Source organism: Nostoc sp. GT001, assembly GCF_030382115.1.
GTDB lineage: Bacteria > Cyanobacteriota > Cyanobacteriia > Cyanobacteriales > Nostocaceae > Nostoc.
Map to the genome: position 1 here is coordinate 1,704,573 of NZ_JAUDRJ010000003.1, position 17,943 is coordinate 1,722,515.

General features: G+C 41.0%; 17 protein-coding genes and 4 pseudogenes. 14 read left to right on the plus strand and 7 right to left on the minus strand.

The features are described from left to right. Positions 1-9: 9 nt before the first annotated feature. The 4 genes from QUD05_RS10125 to QUD05_RS10140 form a co-directional block, all read right to left on the minus strand. Complete coding sequence (locus QUD05_RS10125; RefSeq protein WP_289795918.1) at positions 10-207, minus strand: hypothetical protein; 198 nt, start codon at positions 205-207, stop codon at positions 10-12. A gap of 114 nt (positions 208-321) precedes the next feature. Next, on the minus strand, positions 322-720 hold the full coding sequence (locus QUD05_RS10130) for a hypothetical protein (protein WP_289795919.1): 399 nt from the start codon (positions 718-720) through the stop codon (positions 322-324). Between the two features lie 12 nt (positions 721-732). Beyond that, positions 733-1,041, minus strand: coding sequence for a hypothetical protein (locus tag QUD05_RS10135; protein ID WP_289795920.1), 309 nt, complete (start codon positions 1,039-1,041; stop codon positions 733-735). 122 nt (positions 1,042-1,163) lie between these two features. Continuing rightward, on the minus strand, positions 1,164-2,546 hold the full coding sequence (locus QUD05_RS10140; protein ID WP_289795921.1) for a cytochrome P450: 1,383 nt from the start codon (positions 2,544-2,546) through the stop codon (positions 1,164-1,166). Between the two features lie 222 nt (positions 2,547-2,768). Between QUD05_RS10140 and QUD05_RS10145 the strand changes: the two genes are divergently transcribed. The 3 genes from QUD05_RS10145 to QUD05_RS10155 are packed head-to-tail and all read left to right on the plus strand — an operon-like array spanning position 2,769 to position 4,451. Next, the gene (locus QUD05_RS10145; protein ID WP_181930437.1) at positions 2,769-3,401 is read left to right on the plus strand and encodes a ParA family protein; all 633 of its coding nucleotides are present in this window, start codon (positions 2,769-2,771) and stop codon (positions 3,399-3,401) included. A gap of 2 nt (positions 3,402-3,403) precedes the next feature. Further along, the gene (locus QUD05_RS10150; RefSeq protein ID WP_289795922.1) at positions 3,404-4,033 is read left to right on the plus strand and encodes a hypothetical protein; all 630 of its coding nucleotides are present in this window, start codon (positions 3,404-3,406) and stop codon (positions 4,031-4,033) included. A 28-nt stretch (positions 4,034-4,061) separates the two neighbouring features. Beyond that, positions 4,062-4,451, plus strand: a complete 390-nt coding sequence (locus QUD05_RS10155; RefSeq protein ID WP_289795923.1) for a tautomerase family protein — start codon at positions 4,062-4,064, stop codon at positions 4,449-4,451. 510 nt (positions 4,452-4,961) lie between these two features. Here QUD05_RS10155 and QUD05_RS10160 read toward each other — a convergent pair. After that, positions 4,962-5,855, minus strand: a complete 894-nt coding sequence (locus tag QUD05_RS10160; protein WP_289795924.1) for an alpha/beta fold hydrolase — start codon at positions 5,853-5,855, stop codon at positions 4,962-4,964. A 302-nt stretch (positions 5,856-6,157) separates the two neighbouring features. Between QUD05_RS10160 and QUD05_RS10165 the strand changes: the two genes are divergently transcribed. From QUD05_RS10165 to QUD05_RS10190, 6 genes and pseudogenes are all read left to right on the plus strand, one after another. Then, positions 6,158-6,469 carry a BMC domain-containing protein gene (locus QUD05_RS10165; RefSeq protein WP_094352432.1) on the plus strand — a complete coding sequence of 104 codons (312 nt, stop codon included), beginning with the start codon at positions 6,158-6,160 and terminating at the stop codon, positions 6,467-6,469. A gap of 81 nt (positions 6,470-6,550) precedes the next feature. Next, positions 6,551-6,898 (plus strand): carbon dioxide-concentrating mechanism protein CcmK, encoded by a 348-nt coding sequence (locus QUD05_RS10170; protein WP_289795925.1) that lies wholly within the window; start codon positions 6,551-6,553, stop codon positions 6,896-6,898. 416 nt (positions 6,899-7,314) lie between these two features. After that, a complete protein-coding gene (locus QUD05_RS10175) occupies positions 7,315-7,536 on the plus strand; it encodes a hypothetical protein (protein WP_289795926.1) in 222 nt (73 codons plus the stop codon). 351 nt (positions 7,537-7,887) lie between these two features. After that, complete coding sequence (locus tag QUD05_RS10180; RefSeq protein WP_289795927.1) at positions 7,888-9,075, plus strand: HetZ-related protein 2; 1,188 nt, start codon at positions 7,888-7,890, stop codon at positions 9,073-9,075. Between the two features lie 1,051 nt (positions 9,076-10,126). Continuing rightward, positions 10,127-10,687 (plus strand): annotated as a pseudogene (locus QUD05_RS34365) (pilus assembly protein PilB); the annotation flags it as partial. Positions 10,688-10,876: 189 nt separating this feature from the next. After that, entirely contained in the window at positions 10,877-11,560 is a 684-nt protein-coding gene (locus tag QUD05_RS10190) for a Crp/Fnr family transcriptional regulator (RefSeq protein WP_289795929.1), read from the plus strand. Positions 11,561-11,787: 227 nt separating this feature from the next. Here QUD05_RS10190 and QUD05_RS10200 read toward each other — a convergent pair. Both QUD05_RS10200 and QUD05_RS10205 read right to left on the minus strand, forming a co-directional pair. Then, positions 11,788-13,096 (minus strand): annotated as a pseudogene (locus QUD05_RS10200) (NF041680 family putative transposase). 312 nt (positions 13,097-13,408) lie between these two features. Continuing rightward, positions 13,409-13,846 (minus strand): annotated as a pseudogene (locus QUD05_RS10205) (RpnC/YadD family protein); the annotation flags it as partial. 175 nt (positions 13,847-14,021) lie between these two features. Between QUD05_RS10205 and QUD05_RS10210 the strand changes: the two are divergent. The 5 genes and pseudogenes from QUD05_RS10210 to QUD05_RS10230 all read left to right on the plus strand — a co-directional run bounded on the left by QUD05_RS10210 (position 14,022) and on the right by QUD05_RS10230 (position 17,917). Continuing rightward, positions 14,022-14,753, plus strand: coding sequence for an ABC transporter ATP-binding protein (locus QUD05_RS10210; protein WP_118169733.1), 732 nt, complete (start codon positions 14,022-14,024; stop codon positions 14,751-14,753). 67 nt (positions 14,754-14,820) lie between these two features. Then, complete coding sequence (locus tag QUD05_RS10215; protein ID WP_289795932.1) at positions 14,821-15,384, plus strand: Uma2 family endonuclease; 564 nt, start codon at positions 14,821-14,823, stop codon at positions 15,382-15,384. 444 nt (positions 15,385-15,828) lie between these two features. Then, the gene (locus QUD05_RS10220) at positions 15,829-16,002 is read left to right on the plus strand and encodes a hypothetical protein (protein WP_289795933.1); all 174 of its coding nucleotides are present in this window, start codon (positions 15,829-15,831) and stop codon (positions 16,000-16,002) included. A 156-nt stretch (positions 16,003-16,158) separates the two neighbouring features. Continuing rightward, positions 16,159-16,806, plus strand: coding sequence for a histidine phosphatase family protein (locus QUD05_RS10225; protein WP_289795934.1), 648 nt, complete (start codon positions 16,159-16,161; stop codon positions 16,804-16,806). 84 nt (positions 16,807-16,890) lie between these two features. Then, positions 16,891-17,917 (plus strand): annotated as a pseudogene (locus QUD05_RS10230) (glucokinase). Positions 17,918-17,943: the final 26 nt, after the last annotated feature.

Genomic DNA, 17,943 nt, shown 5'->3' on the forward strand with positions numbered 1-17,943 from the left:
AGTTTTACCTCAATTCATACCGCCATTATGCAACGCCTCATCAAAATCTATTAATGCTTGGATAAAATCTTCTTTCTGCTGCTTATCCACATCCTTTTGGTTGAACCAGTGGAGAATCTCTGCTTTCCACTCCGGCTCAAAGATGCGATAAATGCCTTGATTTAAATTGCTGCGATCGTGGTTAAAGAAATACTGCCAATCATGCATTGCCTCCTACCCACTGCGAGATGTGGGACGAAAGGGACTTCAATGCATCTTGCTACATCAGTTGGCTTCCTGTCAAGTCTGGACGCGATGAGGATTTATAAATTTTGCTAGACTTCAGAATTGTATCTCAAGCATTGAAGAATCGATATCTAAAAGCCAATTTTCATCAATAAACTCTAAATTTTCATTGTAAATAAGAACCAACTCACCTAGCTTTTGAGGGTTATTGCTTGCCACCTGTGTGTCATCAACAGCAAAAGCTATAAGGAAAAACTTTAGTTGTAGAAAACGTTCTTTATAGGTAACGCCAATAGAGCTACTAACTAATTCGGCTTTTAGGATACGAGGCAAAATAATTGTTTCATAATATTTATCTTGTTCATCCCAATAGCCGCATATTTTATAATCAGATAGTTCTAAATGTTTTTTAACAAGATCATTAGCATCTAAGGTTTCTAATATTTCAGTTAAATCTCGCCAAACTTGATGATTTTTTAATTCGAGTTTTGTCATAGTTATGCGGGTTTAATGTTCTGTCACCAAACCGGGGAAGTGTAATATACCATCAATGAATTTTGCATGAAATCGGCGATCGCCACCTTTACCTAAAACTTTAGATTTCAAATCGTAACCGGATTCTTGGGAAGTCACCAGTCCCATATTACCGCGAGGAGGCACTTGCCCTTTTTCAATAGCTTTTAAATGTTTGCCATTCCGATCGTATTTTAATGCAAACTTTATTTGTTCGCTTGCAAATGAAACTAGTAGACCACTGGTTGAAAAATATACAGTATTAGGTTGAATATCTTCCCAATTATTGGGTAAAGCTTCCATTTAATTTACTAATGATATACTAGTAAAATTTAATTCGTAATAGGCTACGTCCCCATACACTAACGTAATTCGTAATTATTACTTAATAGTAGGGTGGGTATTAAAATGCCCACCCTACTTACCTAAACTAACACTGGTGTATTTACACGCTTAACTTGAGGTGTAGCAACCATCCGCATTCCAGCAGGTGCAGCTAAAGTTAACCCACGGCGCACAGGACGCACGGGACGTTTATTCACTAGCGAAACTTGAAATTCTGACAAAACAGTTGCCAAGACAATTTTCATTTCATACTGGGCAAATGCCATCCCAATACAGCGACGATTACCGCCACCAAAGGGTAAATATTCATAAGGTGAATATTGTCTTTCTAAAAAGCGTTCTGGTTTGAACTGCTTGGATTGTGGGTAAACTTCTTCCCGATGATGCGCTAAATAAATGCTGGGGATTATTACCGTTCCCTCTCGCAGTTCGTAGCCCATAATTGTAATTGGGGTTTTCACAATCCGGGGGAAAGCAGTCATGACAATTGGGTAAAGTCGCAATGTCTCTTGGCAAACTGCTGTCAAATAGGGTAATTTACCTACACTACTCAAATCGTGGTTAACTCCAATGGTGTTGAGTTCCTGTAACAACTTCTCACGCACCTCTGGTAAACGATCAATCCAGTAAAAAGCCCACGTCAAAGCCGAAGCGGTGGTTTCATGTCCCGCAACTAGCAGTGTCATTAACTCGTCGTGTAATTCTTCATCTGACATCCCTTGACCATCGTCGTAACGAGCCGCCATCATCAAACTTAGGATATCTTGGCGATTTTGCTCGGGTTCAGCCCGACGTTCTCGAAGTAAAGCATAAATCAGTCCATCAATTTTTTGCCGTTGTTGCAGAACCCAGCCCCACGGACTCCACGCACCGAAATCTTTTTGCATGAACTGGAAAAAGAAGGCGCTGGACATTAGAGGCGAAGTGATGAAGTCTAACAAGTCACTTAGCGATCGCCTCAGTTCCTCAAACAGCTGTCCATCATTCAAACCAAATACAACCCGCAGAATAACACGCAAGGTAATTTCTTGCATCGACTCACGGATCTTAAAAGGTTTACCAATTTGCCATTCATTAGTCACCTGTCGGGTGATTTCCCGAATTTCCTCACCGTAAGCGCGCATCCTTTCGCCATGAAAGGGAGGAGCTAATAATTGCCGTTGCCTCTGGTGGCGATCGCCATCTGATAACATGAAGGAGCGATCGCCAAGTAAAAATTTTAGTCCTATGTTCCCCCTGCCAACCTCAAAATGGCTGGAATCAGCAGTAAAAATCTGCTCAAGCGCTTGGGGTTGACTAAAATACACAAGATGATTATCAGAGCGATTACTCCTGATGGTGAAAGTGTCACCGTAGATTTGGGCAAAATCATCCACATATTTCACTGGCTGACTAATAAACTTGATCATCCTCAGCCAGCGTGGCATTTGAGGCCCATCAGGCAAATTGTAATTAGTTGTCATAGAATTTTGTAGAGTTAATGGCTTCTGAATTTTATTGTTACGACTTTTCATGTTACTTAGGGTTACAGAAAGCGGTATATTCATGATTGAGGACTACAGACTGGGGACTAAGAAGACAAGCTGGACAAGAAAGAGAATAATAACTCCTAACTCCTAACTCCTAACCCAGCACGGGCTAAACGCCCCGCTACCGCTAACAAAAGGCAGCATCGGAAGTAAGCAGTGCCAAAAATCATCGCTATTCTCAACGGTAAAGGAGGAGTCGGTAAAACGACTACCGCAGTCAATCTGGCTGCAAACTTTGCGAAGAAAAAAAAGGTGCTGCTGATTGACGCAGATATTCAAGGTTCTGCCAGTTGGTGGTTTGGGCGCAGTCAGCAGGGAATGGGATTTGATTTATCTCAAGAAACCGATCCCGCACTTTTAAGTGATTTAGGAAAAATAACAGGTTACGATTTAGTAGTGGTGGATACACCTCCCGCCCTGCGCTCTGAAGCATTAGTGGCGGTAGTTGCGATCGCAGATTATCTAGTTTTGCCGACACCCCCATCTGCAATGGATTTAGCAATCCTCGTGGAAACAGTCAAGGAAGCCGTCATCCCCTTGGGAACCCCCCATCGGGTATTGCTCACCAAAGTCGATACGCGCAGTCTGGGGGAAGCACAAGAAGCAAAAAACACTCTGACTCGCTTAGGTATTCCTACTTGTAATACCTTCATCCGTGCCTATAAAGCTCATGAACGAGCAGCACTTGAAGGTGTAGCGATTACTCAATGGCGAGGAGGAAACGCACGGGAGGCGGAATTAGACTACCGCCGTGCAGCTGATGAATTACAGCGTGATTGGAGAAAATAATAATGGCTAGGAAACAAAGTCTCTCTGACTTACTACAAGAAGAGGCGCAAAAATTTACACCCCCAGAAGGTGAATCTGCGATCGAAGTTACAGCAGAAAAAGTTGTCGAAGAACAAGCTGCATCTGATGAGGAATCGTTAGGACAACCACTTGAACCAGCTTCTACTAAGCGTACAAGTCCTACTAAGGCTGATCTAGAAGCAACTGTCAAAGAGTTGACAAGTAATTTAGAAACAAGCCACAAAAAAGAAGCATCTCTTGGACAAGAAATTACTGATTTGCAATCAAAATTATCTAAACAAAAAACCTTTGTATCAGAACAAAAATCATTACTAGAACAACTAACCAAAGAACTTGACGAAACCAAAAAAGCAGCACTGCAACTTGCAGAGGCCAATTCCCAGCTGATAGAAGAAATTAACGTTTTCAAAAAAGAAGCAGAACAAAAAGTAGAAGAGAAATCTAAACTTGTTGTCAAAGAAACTAGCGCGATCAAACCAGTAAAAGACCACTACAATCCGCTTAACTACAAAAAATCACATCGGTCATCGGAAACACTCGCTCAAAATCAACCTCAAAATCAACCAAATGAGTATCCCGATAGTTCTAATGAGATGTGGTTACTTGACTAGAGTTAGTTCATCAGTCAGTTAAAGGTTAATGGTACAAATCAAAATCTATGGCACTGCTTCATTTATCCGTCATTCTCGCAGTGCCATTTCTGACACAATTCATTCTTGTGTTGTTGAAGCTTTAGCATATCCTCAAGATAAGCGTACCCATCGGTTCTTCCCTCTCGAACCTGATGATTTCATCTACCCTTTAGGACGCTCAGAGAAATACATCATCATTGAGATTAGTATGTTTGAGGGACGCACTATTGAAACGAAAAAGAAATTAATTAGGTTGTTGTTTTCTGGCTTATCTGAACAAGTTGCAATTGCACCTATAGATATAGAAATCACGATTACAGAAACCCCAAAACACAACTGGGGTATCCGGGGAACAACAGGAGATGAATTAAACTTAAATTACCAAGTGCAAGTGTAAATCTTTTGAGCTTGTAAGGTATGCATTGTAATGCCCACCCTAATCTGATTTACTCAGATAAAATTATCACATCTACCTACTAAGTAATAAACCCGCATTTCTCACAAGCTCAAGGCGTTTGATGGAGCAGAGGAGAAGTAATGAGTAATGAGTAATGAGTAATGAGTAATGAGTAAAAACTTCTTACTTCTTACTCATTACTTCTCCCCGGCACAAGCGCAGGCTTTAAAAGGTGTGGTGAGAAATCCGGGTAAACTGCTGTCTTTTTGCAAAACAGGTTTGCGATCGTAGTTACAGAGTTCACTAAAATTCTGTGAAAGTAATACCAATTTGAAAAAAGAATGCGACAAATAGACCATTTGTAGAGACGCGATTCATTACGTCTTTACCCAAGGATGTGTGAATTGGTATAACACAATTAAAGAGAAAAATAGTAGCGATGACAAAATCCATTAGCAACAGATGAAAAGATTTCCAGAGTAGCGTTACAGAAAAATTATTGAGGTTAGGCTATCTTTCAACACGAAAGTCTAAAATATGCTGCGCGGTGATTTGTGGTTGTTCCAAGTGTGGAAGATGACCACAATCTTGAATCCAGGTGAGAGTACTGTTTGGGATTGCCTTTTGAAACTTTGTGGCATCCTCAGTACCCAAAATTTTATCGGAATCGCCCCACAAAATTAGCGTTTGTTGCACAATTTGTGATAATGTCTCTAGTCTAAAAGCACTGTAACCACCACTTTTAGTGAAAGAAATCAGAGCTTGATTCCAACTCGGCATTTGTAAGTGTAATGCGCCACAACATAACGCATCGATAGAGGCAAGAGTTTGATTTTTATATCCAATGCGAGAAACGCGATCGCGCACCTTCATATTACTCAAAAACCGAGTTGCTAAATAATCTAATGGTGGAAACATGAATTTGCTCAATGGCGAACCACCTGCTAACCCCGCACTATCAATTAACACTAGCTTTTCTACCACTTCCGGGTAAGCCAACGTAAAATCAATTGCCGTCGCACCCCCCATTGAAGCGCCCACTAAAATTACAGGTTGGTTAATTAGGCTTTTCCAGAAATAATAAAGATGGGTTTTAATCGCAGTTGGGCTATAGGCAATTCCTGAAAGTCTATCTGTAAAACCAAAACCCAATAAATCCACTGCCCAAGTTTCATTATCTTCAGAAAGCAGTGGCAAAAGCCGCCGAAATTCTAATACAGAACTGTCAAAACCGTGAATTAATAAAATCGGAGTTCCACCACACCCTTGCTTGACATAGGTTGTGGTAACTGCTTGATTAGTTAAAGGAGTAGTGATCGCAGTTGTTTGAATACTCCGAGCTAGTGCGATCGAAGTAGGTTCTGTGAGTTGCTCAACTGCCGTAGGAAGAAAATTCGGAAACATAAATTTCAGTTTATCGTACTAGCTTGCTTCCACCCATAACTGATTTTGTTAAACAATAAAGTTACACAACCTAAGAAGCTGAAGTATTATTTGTAATATATATATAAAACATAAGCCAGGGAATATCAAAATATTCTAACTCCCAACAGACGCGATTAATCGCTTACAGGACAGACACAATTAATCGCGTCTCTACTCTCCAAAAAAATATAGCATCAAAGAAAGTTTTCCAAAATGTCAAAATGGGGACTAAAGCCACGTACAATTAAAATCGCTTATCCCTTAATCCAGGAGCTAATGCCATGCCAATGGCGGTTGGCGTAATTGAAACTTTAGGTTTTCCGAGTGTCTTAGCAGCAGCAGATGCAATGGTCAAAGCTGCCGCAGTCACAATTGTGTATTATGGTCAAGCGGAAAGTGCCCGCTTGTTAGTCGCCGTCCGGGGACACGTTTCTGAAGTAAATAGAGCTGTTGAAGCCGGAATAGTAGCTGGAGAGGAAGTAAAAGTTGGTACAGTAATTACCTACTACATCGTTCCTAATCCCCCAGAAAATGTGGAAACCATATTACCAATCCATTTCACTGAGGAATCAGAACCTTTCCGTATGTTCTAAGCAATTTTGCTATCAAAATCTGTAGCGAAGCTTCGTACAATTAACTTGTAGCCCCCAGTTTATTCATACAGGAGATTAATAATGTCATTACAGGCAGTTGGAGCACTTGAAACTAAAGGTTTTCCTGCGGTGCTAGCAGCAGCAGATGCTATGGTAAAAGCTGGTCGAGTTACCCTCGTTGGTTATATCAGAGTAGGTAGCGCTCGCTTTACAGTTAATATTCGTGGCGATGTTTCGGAAGTAAAAGCCGCTATGGCTGCCGGTGTTGAAGCCGCAGAAAATGTTTATGGCGGTACACTTGAATCCTGGGTGATTATTCCTCGTCCCCATGAAAACGTTGAAGCTGTTCTGCCAATTGCTTACACAGAACAAGTCCAAGGGTATCGAGAGTCTGTAGAAAATCCCATTGTTAGAGCGAACAATCGATAGATTTAACCTCCTGCGGGGGAATTCAAAACAAAAAATTCCCATAGATGAATTTACAGAGAAGTTTATTGTCAGGCTTCTGACTATTAAAACTTTAGAGAAATGCATTCTTCCTGTTTTTAGATTTTGCATAAGTTGAATTTTTAAGCAGAGGAAAAGTAACAGTCAGAGTCAATAGTCAAAACCAATATTGACTGTTGACTGTTTATTTTTAGCAATATAAAAGTTTTAAGAATAACTTACCAATATGAAAGGTGTAGTTGTGACTGAAGCTAGTGTGAACTACCCCAACTTACCGAGTACGTTTGAAGTTGGGGCTTCTGTAATCAATGTCGTTGGTTTCGACAACTCTTAAAGACCTACGCGTAGCTTGCTTACCCGCAGGGGTACGCTCAACCAAGTGATAGATCGAGAGTTGAGTGAAGCGATGCACTGAGTTCCGACTGCGCGGTAATCGAGCGACTTGTGCCGAGCGAAGTCGAGGTAAGTCGAGATTCAACTACCGTCGGTTGTTGTGTCGAAACTCGCCAACACAGGTATTTTCTTTGTCGGAAATCACCTACGATACTGAGACGAATTCCACACTATGGCGACAGTACGTAAGGGTTTGTACAGGGATGAAACTTATACTGGTGGAATAACGTCCAAATTTGAGTTAAATTATATTCGTTCCTCGGCTCTGTTACATACAAAATGTCAGATCTACCCGATCCATTTTGTAAAAGGTGTATCCTCCCCACTTTAAGCAGATTTCTGTTCTCAACTAAAACACATAACTTTACAAAAAGTTTAAGTGGGCAGAATACTCCAAATGCTTGATATATATTGGTTTTGGGCTTTTTAAAGTAAAAGCAAAACATCAATATAGAAATTTCTGCATAATTCTAATGAATTCAGACGTAATAAAAGTAGAATCACTGAGCTATTTTCATGAAATTCATGAAATTCGTGAAATCTGGGGCAGCTGCCAGTTAAACAATTAGGTGGGACGAATGGGGGTTGTGATGCAAACTTCAAAATTGAGTTTCGAGGAATGCAATCTCACTATGACAATGGATGTGGAAAAACTGGCTCTAGATTGGCAAAAGCGCCTGGCTGTCGAATGTCCAGACCAAAATGAAGCCGCAAGGCAAAGCATTATTCTCTGGCTGTTGGGATCTGACTCAAAACGGTTCGATCTGTATAATCCTAAAGAACTCGATATCGCCAAGCAAGCTATGGAGTATCGCTGGAGGATTTTACGTCAACGCTACTTGGGGCTGGGGCGAGAACGTGCTTATCGCAACTTGATAACCCGATTGGGGAGTTTAGTAACATTACGGAATAAGATTCAGACTTGGGTTTCCCTCAGTCGCGATCGCCAGCGTAGTGTAATGGATGTATTACAAGAAGTACTCCAAGAATTACTCCAAAACGACAGCCAGATGCAACAGCAAATGGCTGATATTGCCAAATATACAACCGATAGAAGATTGGGAGATGCTCTGCTATTTGCCAGTTTAGAAGAATATTGTTTGCGGCCAGTAAGGAATCAACCCCTATTAGCTTATCGATTTGTGAATTATTTGCGTCGCACTCAGCGCGGTGGTTTAACCCAAGTGCCAGGGCGTGATTTGGTTCGACTAGTTTCAGAAGAAGTTCTCACAGATGACAGTGACAATCGAGTTAATTTAGTCGATAGTCAGGCGATCGCAGAATATCAAGAAGCACAACAACTAGAGGAACAACAAGGGCTGCGCCAGTCAGTACAAAAAGAATTTGAAGATTATTTACAAGAAAATCTGGGAACAGATGCAGTGGAATGGCTACGACTCTATCTGCAAGGTAAGTCCCAGGAAGACATCGCCCAGAAACTGAATAAGCAGACTAAAGAGGTATATCGATTACGAGAAAAAATTAGTTATCATGCTGTGCGTGTTTTTGCCCTCAAAGGTAAACCAGAACTCGTGGAAAGTTGGCTCTCAATTTCTTTGCAAGAACATAACTTGGGGTTAACACAAAACCAATGGCAGCAACTTGATGAAAAATTGACTCCTCTGGGGCGGCAGATTTTAGCTTTGCGGAAAGCGGGTAATTCAATAGAAGCCATAGCCGAACAGTTAAAACTCAAAACCCATCAAGTGCTAGGCGAATGGACAAAAGTCTATCTGACAGCCCAAGCTTTAAGAACCCAGGAGTAGCTTGTAGTGGGAAATGAAGTAGGGGGAGTGGAGAGCAGCACTTCTCTACGTTCGCGCAGCGTGTCGCAGACAGACGCTGCACGTAGCTTGGCCGTAGGCAAGTGGTACGGCTATGCTCTGTAACCGAGGAGCAGGGGAGATAAATAAAACTCAGCACTCGCTCAACCCTAGCTATCCACTAACAGCACTCTTTTGCCCAATCCTCAGTATTATCTCCAGTCTATAATCTAAAATTTATCTTCTACTTACATTTACTTAAGTATATATAATTGAAATTTTAACAATATAACAAAGTATCTTTATTAACTACCTATTGAATTAGAGGCAAAATATAAGTAAATACCAACGAATCAAATCTATGTTGTCTTCAAAGGGCGAACTAAATGATACAGCAGCAAATGGACAGCAAATGCTAACTGCCACTCAAACTAAGTGGGAGGAAAAAGGCGATCGCGAACAAATATTCCACTTAATCGATCATCTTTTGTCCTTTGAAGCTTGCCTCTACCACCAAATTTTGCCCTTTGGATTAGAAGACAAAAACCTCTTGTTAGGCATGGTTCATCCACAAGAGAGCGAAGCCCTAGATTACGTTGGTCGCATTTTGTCTTCTATCAATTGCACAATGGTGATTGAGGCGATCGCAGCTGATGCCCACCGCAGAATATTATCAGCCTACCTCAACCATAAGAATACATCTCAGCTAGATGCCCAACAAGTGCATCAGCCAACAGTGGACTTTCCCGCAACAAATAGCCCAGCTACGATTGCTGACATACCTAGTCCTTTCTTAGATGCCGACTCGGAATCAAATCAACAACCAGTATTGATGGTGTTTCAGACACAAAAGCGTCAAAATTCTGGGCAGCGGGTAGACTTGCCTCCTATCCCAGAAGTAGATCAATCATCTCAGATCCCTATTTCCACAACTCAACCGGGAGAGGATTCTGAAGCCACATCATCAAACAATTTACCTGTTTTTCCCACACAAGCTTCCGAACTACTGAGTCCGATTGAGTTGCTAACAACACTACCACCAAAAAAATTACTAGAAGAATTACTAGGGCGAATCTTGGCTGGGGGAATTGGTCGGCTGTACTTAGAAAGACAAGCTTACGAAGGCAGAATACTGTGGAGTGACAATGGAGTTTTGCAATCTGTATTAGACAAACTGCCGCTCTCAGTTTTTCAAGGAGTATTGAATGAATTAAAGCGGTTTGCTTCCCTGCCTGTAACCACGATTGCAGAACCAAAACAAGTAGAAAAGGAATACGTATATCAAAAAAATCGCTTATTATTACGCTTGCGAGTCATGCCGGGAATCTACGGCGAAGAGGCAACACTCCAAGTATTGCGGGGAGCAGCATTAAAATTCTATCAACAACAACAATTGACGCGTATAAGCCGCGATGCTTTAGGAATTTCTCAGCAACTAAGCATTAAGTTACATGAACTACAAGAACGACTTTTACTGAATCCTAGCCTTGATTCTCAGCAATTAGAGGCTTTAGTTACCCTGAATCAATTAGTGAAAAATTTAGACCAACAGATCAAAATACTGGCACTAGATAGCAATTTACCAACAAAGAGTAAATCATCGATTAGTAAGTGAAAACGCTGATTTCGTTAGCATACATAATTGTTATGTTGTAATGGAATCCTAGACTGATAAAGCTTAGAGATTCATCTCCAAATAAATACAAATTTTGCGATCGTATTCTGAGTAAGATTACGGTTTAAACAAACTTAATAGTAGCAAAGTTAGTTTCCCCCTCTTAAATCCTATTGTTGCAAATATTTCATGTTAACTGAGGTTTTTAGTGAACTTTTCCCCTTAATGAGTACAGCCAATCCACAGACATTGGAATGGCTACTCAACGTTGCAATTGAACATGAATACCCATCTGGGCGAGCCGTTGTGATGGAAGATGCCTGGGGTAACGCCGTTTACTTCGTGGTTTCTGGTTGGGTCAAAGTCCGACGTACCGTCGGGGACGATTCAGTAGCTCTGGCAATTTTTGGGCGTGGCGATTTTTTTGGAGAAATGGCAATTTTGGATGAATCTCCACGCTCAACTGATGTCATTGCCCTTTCACCCGTGAAGTTGCTGAGTATTTCCAGAGAGCGGTTTATTCAAATATTGTTTAAAGACCCACAGTTACATCACAGAATGTTGCAACTGATGGTGCGGCGATTGCGACAAATTAACGTGCGCTTGCAAATGCGGTCTTCACCACCAGCAGTTAAACTCGCTCATACTCTAGTGACTTTAGGTGAAAGCTATGGTCAGGAATCAGACTTAGGAAGAGAAATTTTTAACATTCCCTTTAAAGATTTAGCAGAGGTGACAGAAATCGGCGTTGAAGAAACCGCCAAAATCATGGAAAAGCTGCATGAAAAAGGGTGGATAAAAATTGATAGCGCCAACAACATCACTTATCTTGTGAACTTCAAACAGTTGATGAACTTGGCTGGCAAAGTGTAATTGTTTTATTTATTCAGCGATACAAATTTTGGTATTAAGTTAAGTCAACCGATAAGATGCTTCGGTTGACTTGCTTATTAGAGGTGTAGGTACTTCACGAAATTAGTCCAATGGATGACAAATTCCCTTACCTACCTTACGACTGGAGTTTAGACTAAGCCATGCAAAATGACCCAGCAGGGCTGAGTTAATCAGAGACTTAGTGAAATTATCAATAATCTTGAGTATTAAACTGCAATTGATGGTTCTTTGCGTGGTCGTGTTACAGTTTTTTTAACAATCGGACATCGGTTTTTACGGTGACGCTTTTTTCCTGGTTGCCAACCAGGGGACTTTCCACGAGGTTTGGGTGCAGAGGTGGGAGTACCAATGGCCGCGAAAACTCCACCCATAGCTTGAGCAACTCTTCCAGGGGTCAAATTACCCTGAGACTTCTGCCAAGGTAAAGGATTGTCAGTTACAATATCACGGGCTAACCACAATTCCCAAGTCATCAGAGGCATGAGGTCACTCCATCTTTCACAATGCTATTGGAGTACTGAACTGTGGCACTGTCCAATGTAGACGTTGCTTTAAAAAGCGATACCAATGGTCAATGGTAAAGCGACGCAAGTAGAGACACCAAACTTCCTCTAATGGTGGGATTTCTTCTCCTACCCAAGCTAACCACAAAGGTTTGGATACTCGTTCATTGCCTTGTGCGTCGAGACGTTCAACCCGCAGGAGTAACATTGGGCGTGTAGCAGCCTGACGGAAGTGTAAATCTTTCCACAAGCTAACACGCACACGCCCTAATTTTGGGTCATTCATTTCCAACACAGATGTGGCTTCACTCCATGTTATTGGTTCATTGAGCTTAAATTTATCACCATGCTTCTTGGGACGGCCAATCCCTGGATAAGCTCCTGGTTCACCCCATAAACACAAATTTGAGCGCAACCGAACGAGAATATCTGCGGGAATACTGGCAGTTTTTAAGACAAAAGGGGCGCATCCATATTCACTATCCCAAACTGAAATCGGTCTAACAGGTAAATATTTACACACCTGTTTAAGTTGCCAAACCGCTTTCCCTATTGGACTTTCCCCACTTGTGATCCGCTCATGTCTCAAAGGTAATGCCCAACTGCCTGATTTTTCAGGTATCCAGGCAATTGTGCTATATCCTTGACCAATGGTAATCGGTTTATTTCCAGCTATGGATGTGCCACTATGTTCATAAGTTCTCTCTTGTAACGTTACTGCATCTGGGCGTGACCAGTTTGTATGGTCTCCTGCTAACAATGGTCGTCCCTCTGCTGGGATCTGTTTGATGTATAGCTGCATCAATTTTTGTCTTTGTGGTCTGCTATCTTGTAAGGCTTCATAGATGCTTGGCCACTTGCGTCTAAATACTGGTGATAAGGATAAATCTGCTAAGGAATAAACATTGCGAGTCAGCAATATGGCATCTGTTAATTCAAACGTCGCATCTTTAGCTCTACCTAAATATTTGTAAGCTACTTGACGAAACTCTTCAAGTCTGGCATTTTTCATGTTGGCAGGTGAGTAATGGTAGTTCTTTTCTCACTTTCTGCCAAAAGGGGGGCTGTATTCAATTAGACACCCCTTTTTTCTTGCTCATTATCTGATAATGATAATCGAATAAGGGGGTGGGAGAGAAACGAGCGATGCTCGTTTCTCTCCCACCATTTTCATGATTATCATTATTGTATTATTTTCTCGGCAAGCATACTACACAAAAATTGTTCAAGGTCGCGGATGCTTTGAGGCTGACAAGATAATATTTTTAACCTCTAATTCCTTTTGATTTGCGTTCTCTCATATCGCTTTTAGTCTAAACTCCAGTGGTAATGGTTGCTCAAATACTATTTCAGCATCGATTTCCCACAAATTAATTACGCGATAATCTTGGATAGCACGTAATCCCAAAAATTCCTGCTCGTAACTATTGACAATAGTTAAGGTGGATGGAGGCGGTAAAATGTTGATTAATACTGGGTAAGTTGGCAATCGGTAGCGTTCTTGTGCCAAGGCAGCATAAGCTCTCATCCGTAGAGGCATCTGTGCCGTGTAACGCAACTGTAGTTCATTTAATACTAGAAAATCTCCGTGAGTAGCACTGTATGCTTTCACCAACACATCTGTTTCGCGGCTAATCCAGTGAAACTCCGAGCCAAGAATTTCTTTCGCCACGACTTCAGGACGCTGTGTCACCCATTTTACCCATGCATCGGGAGCTAAATTAATTAATCGTTTGCTACCAATATCTGCTACTTTTGCCACAGGACACTTGATATCTTTACCAGTAATTAATGGTACATCATAAAGATTGCGGTATTGTGGCGTTGGTTTGAAGTTTCAGCAATGTCTACGACGGCTACGCCTACGCACTGTTTTAAGAAATGTAGGATTGATGTATCTTAGGTTTTGAATCAACATTTCTGGATATAAACCGCCGATGAAAGCCGATAGTAAGCCAAACTATACAATTTTAGAAGTTCAAGAACTTGATGTTAATTATGGCGGTATCCAAGCTCTAAAAAAGATTAATTTAATTATTCAAAAAGGCGAAGTGGTTACTTTAATTGGTGCTAATGGTGCTGGTAAAACTACCACACTCCGCGCTATATCTAAAGTAGTTAATCCTAAGAGTGGTGTAATTATCTATAATGGACATAATATTAACCGCCGCCAAACTCATGAAGTTGTCCAACTTGGTATCGCTCATTGTCCTGAAGGACGCAGAGTATTAGCGCGGCAAACTGTATTTGATAATTTACTTTTGGGTGCTTATATTCGCTCCAATCAAGCGGAGGTAAAAGCAGATATTCAGCGCCAATTTGAGCTATTTCCCCGCTTATCCCAAAGACGCAATCAACTAGCAGGAACTCTCAGCGGTGGTGAACAACAAATGTTAGCGATCGCACGTGCTGTAATGAGTAAACCACAACTCTTACTTTTAGATGAGCCTAGCTTAGGTTTAGCACCTGCGATCGTCCGGGAAATCTTCTCTATTATTGAAAATCTCCGGGCTACAGGCGTGACTATATTGTTAGTTGAACAAAATGCAAATCTTGCACTACAAATTGCCGATCGTGGTTATGTTCTAGAGGCTGGTTCTATAACTTTAACAGGCGCAGCATCAGAATTAATTAGTGATGAGCGAGTTAAAAAAGCTTATTTAGGGTGATGATTGTTAAAATTTTAAACGATATATGATTTATTGTTGTATATGAAAACTTAGGAAGTACAAGCAGATGGTAAAATCACCAACTAAGCCTCTAACTTTGGAAGAGTTTTTAAAACTATCAGAAACAAAGCCTAGCTTAGAATACATCAACGGTCAAATTATTCAAAAGCCAATGCCACAGGGAAAACATAGTATTCTTCAAGGTGAACTAGTCAGTAATATCAATTCTGTAACCAAACCTCAAAGAATTGCCCTTGCATTTCCAGAATTGCGATGTACTTTTGGCGGGCGTTCAATTGTCCCTGATATAGCTGTGTTTGCTTGGGAACGGATTTTATTAGACGAGCGTGGAGAAGTAGCAAATGTCTTTAAGACATATCCAGACTGGACAATTGAGATTCTTTCGCCCGATCAAAGCCAGACTAAAGTAACTGGAAATATTCTACATTGTTTAAAACATGGTAGTTGCTTCGGTTGGCTGATTGATCCAGATGAGCATTCTGTTTTGGTTTATCCACCAAAGCAGCAACCAGAACTTTTACAAGAAGAACAAGAAATATTACCAGTTCCCGATTTAGTTAGCGATTTTCAATTAACTGTAGGGCAACTATTTGGATGGTTGAAGTTGTAATCAATTGTATAAATTCTTCTCTAGCTTTGGGAATACTAAAGGTAGTAATTTACTAAAGTCAGAGCCAGATAATGGATTTCGTGAATTTAATAAAAACGGGTAATAGTTGGATGTAACAATTCTAGCGAAAATGAGCGAGAGGCTGTACTCAGAATTCGTAAAAAAATTCTTGGCTTTGACAAACGCATCCAAGAAATTGTTAAACCTAATTCTATTGAATATGGTAAAGGAAAAAGTAAGCTCTGTGCTGAGTTTTACTTTGGTAGCACTATTTATGGTTTTCAAGGTAGACCTAACCTATTTCTAAGATTACCTGAACCAGAACCATATTTAAAACAAAATACTCTGAGAATGCATATTTTTCCTGATAAAAATTGGGATAGCTTTTATAGAATAATTCACTACCCTAGAGCCTTTATAAGTAATAAAATTAGATCCTGTAGCATGTATGAATATCCAGCATTTATAGAAAATATAAAAAGATTTTCAGAGGGTGAATTACGAGATGAGCGCTCACGCATCTGTTATGAAAAATATGAAAAACTTATTCTGAGTGGAACTAACTCTCTAGAGATTTTAGTTGATATTGCTTTAGAGACTTGGCTAAAAAGGCTTTAATAAAAGCTATATTGACAGCACTTATAACTTTTCCTAATCACTAGTATTATTAAATATTATTACGATTTTTGTCCTATATTAATATTTGCAGGCCTCCTTGCAGATATCTATATATTTGTTTAGCGGCGAATTCTATTCACCGGAATGATTAAACTTATGAGTCAAATAGTCTGGATAGCAAGACACGCTAACCGCCTCGACTTTGTAAACCCCGATTGGTTTCTCACCGCCGAACGACGCTACGATCCACCGTTGTCTGATGATGGTATGCTTCAGGCACAGCAGTTAGCTAGACGATTGAAAAAAGAAAAGATTGGACATATTTTCGCTTCTCCTTTTCTGCGAACCGTACAAACAGCAAACGCAGTTGCAGAAATGCTCAACTTGCCGATTAAACTCGAAACAGGTTTGAGTGAATGGCTAAACCCAGTTTGGATGACGGAAGAACCTGAAAGACTCTCAACTCCAGCTTTAGCGAAGTTATTCCCCAGAATTGACACCAGCTATACCTCGCGTATCGCCGCCAAATTTCCTGAAACCCACGAAAAAGTGCGAGAACGTTCTGGACAAACTGCTAGATGTTTAGCTACTGAGTTCTTCCCAGAGGATATACTGCTAGTGGCGCATGGTGCATCTGTGTTGGGCGGAGCAATGGGACTAGTGGGGGAAATTGCCAAAACAGAAGTTAAGGCTTCTTTGTGTTCTTTGGTAAAAGTGGTACGCCAGGAACCAGAATGGTTATTGGAACTAACGGGAGATACTTCCCATTTAACCCACATAGAAGAAGTTATTCGATTTGCTTAAACCTCTGATAGAGATTTGCGTTCATGCCTTCTGCTACGTTGGGTATATCCTACAAAAAAAGTAATTAATTCACGAATAAATTCTATGACTTTGTTACTAGCAGGAGACATCGGCGGGACGAAAACTATTCTGCGATTGGTTGAAACATCAGATTCACCAGCTTTACATACTATTTATCAGGAAAGTTACCACAGTGCTGATTTTCCCGATTTAGTACCTATAGTGCAGCAGTTTTTGGTCAAAGCTAATACACCTATACCAGAAAAGGCTTGTTTTGCGATCGCAGGCCCCATTGTCAAAAATACGGCCAAACTAACCAATTTAGTCTGGTTCCTGGATACCGAACGTCTAGAAGAAGAATTGGGTATCCCGCACATTTCTTTGATTAACGACTTCGCCGCCATTGGTTACGGCATTTTAGGTTTACAAAAACAAGACTTGCTGACGTTGCAAGTTGGCAAATCTCAACCTGAAGCCCCGATTGCAATTATTGGCGCTGGTACTGGTTTAGGCCAAGGATTTTTAATTAGACAGGGAAACGACTATCAAGTTTTTTCTTCAGAAGGTGGACACGCTGACTTTGCCCCTCGGAACGAGATGGAGTTTCAACTATTGAAATACCTGCTGGGTAAACATGATATCCAGCGCATTTCTGTAGAACGCGTGGTTTCTGGAATGGGAATTGTGGCAATTTACCAATTTCTGCGCGATCGCAAATTTGCCGCCGAATCACCGGATATTGCCCAAGTCGTCAGAACTTGGGAACAAGAAGCGGGACAAGAAGAGAAAAGTGTCGATCCCGGTGCTGTCATTGGTACGGCTGCACTAGAAAAACGCGATCGCCTTTCGGAACAAACTTTGCAATTATTTATAGAGGCTTACGGTGCAGAAGCCTAGCAATCTCGCCCTGAAACTCCTACCTTACGGTGGCTTATACATCGCTGGTGGAATTGCGCCCAAAATCCTGCCCTTAATCCAAAACAGCGGTTTCTTATTAAATTTCACCCAAAAAGGTAGAATGCGCCGCCTCCTCGAAGAGATCCCGGTGTATATTATCCTCAACTCGCAAGTCGGCCTAATTGGTGCTGCTTTATGTGCTGCTAGGTTATAACAGCTGGCATCATCAGTGAGATCAGC

Coding starts and splice junctions, on each gene's coding strand:
- QUD05_RS10225 (WP_289795934.1), top strand. CDS start 16,159: ATGAGTCAAATAGTCTGGATAGCAAGACACGCTAACCGCCTCGACTTT.
- QUD05_RS10180 (WP_289795927.1), top strand. CDS start 7,888: ATGGGGGTTGTGATGCAAACTTCAAAATTGAGTTTCGAGGAATGCAAT.
- QUD05_RS10220 (WP_289795933.1), top strand. CDS start 15,829: ATGTATGAATATCCAGCATTTATAGAAAATATAAAAAGATTTTCAGAG.
- QUD05_RS10140 (WP_289795921.1), bottom strand. CDS start 2,546: ATGACAACTAATTACAATTTGCCTGATGGGCCTCAAATGCCACGCTGG.
- QUD05_RS10160 (WP_289795924.1), bottom strand. CDS start 5,855: ATGTTTCCGAATTTTCTTCCTACGGCAGTTGAGCAACTCACAGAACCT.
- QUD05_RS10155 (WP_289795923.1), top strand. CDS start 4,062: ATGGTACAAATCAAAATCTATGGCACTGCTTCATTTATCCGTCATTCT.
- QUD05_RS10125 (WP_289795918.1), bottom strand. CDS start 207: ATGCATGATTGGCAGTATTTCTTTAACCACGATCGCAGCAATTTAAAT.
- QUD05_RS10130 (WP_289795919.1), bottom strand. CDS start 720: ATGACAAAACTCGAATTAAAAAATCATCAAGTTTGGCGAGATTTAACT.
- QUD05_RS10190 (WP_289795929.1), top strand. CDS start 10,877: ATGTTAACTGAGGTTTTTAGTGAACTTTTCCCCTTAATGAGTACAGCC.
- QUD05_RS10215 (WP_289795932.1), top strand. CDS start 14,821: ATGGTAAAATCACCAACTAAGCCTCTAACTTTGGAAGAGTTTTTAAAA.
- QUD05_RS10150 (WP_289795922.1), top strand. CDS start 3,404: ATGGCTAGGAAACAAAGTCTCTCTGACTTACTACAAGAAGAGGCGCAA.
- QUD05_RS10210 (WP_118169733.1), top strand. CDS start 14,022: ATGAAAGCCGATAGTAAGCCAAACTATACAATTTTAGAAGTTCAAGAA.
- QUD05_RS10170 (WP_289795925.1), top strand. CDS start 6,551: ATGTCATTACAGGCAGTTGGAGCACTTGAAACTAAAGGTTTTCCTGCG.
- QUD05_RS10135 (WP_289795920.1), bottom strand. CDS start 1,041: ATGGAAGCTTTACCCAATAATTGGGAAGATATTCAACCTAATACTGTA.
- QUD05_RS10165 (WP_094352432.1), top strand. CDS start 6,158: ATGCCAATGGCGGTTGGCGTAATTGAAACTTTAGGTTTTCCGAGTGTC.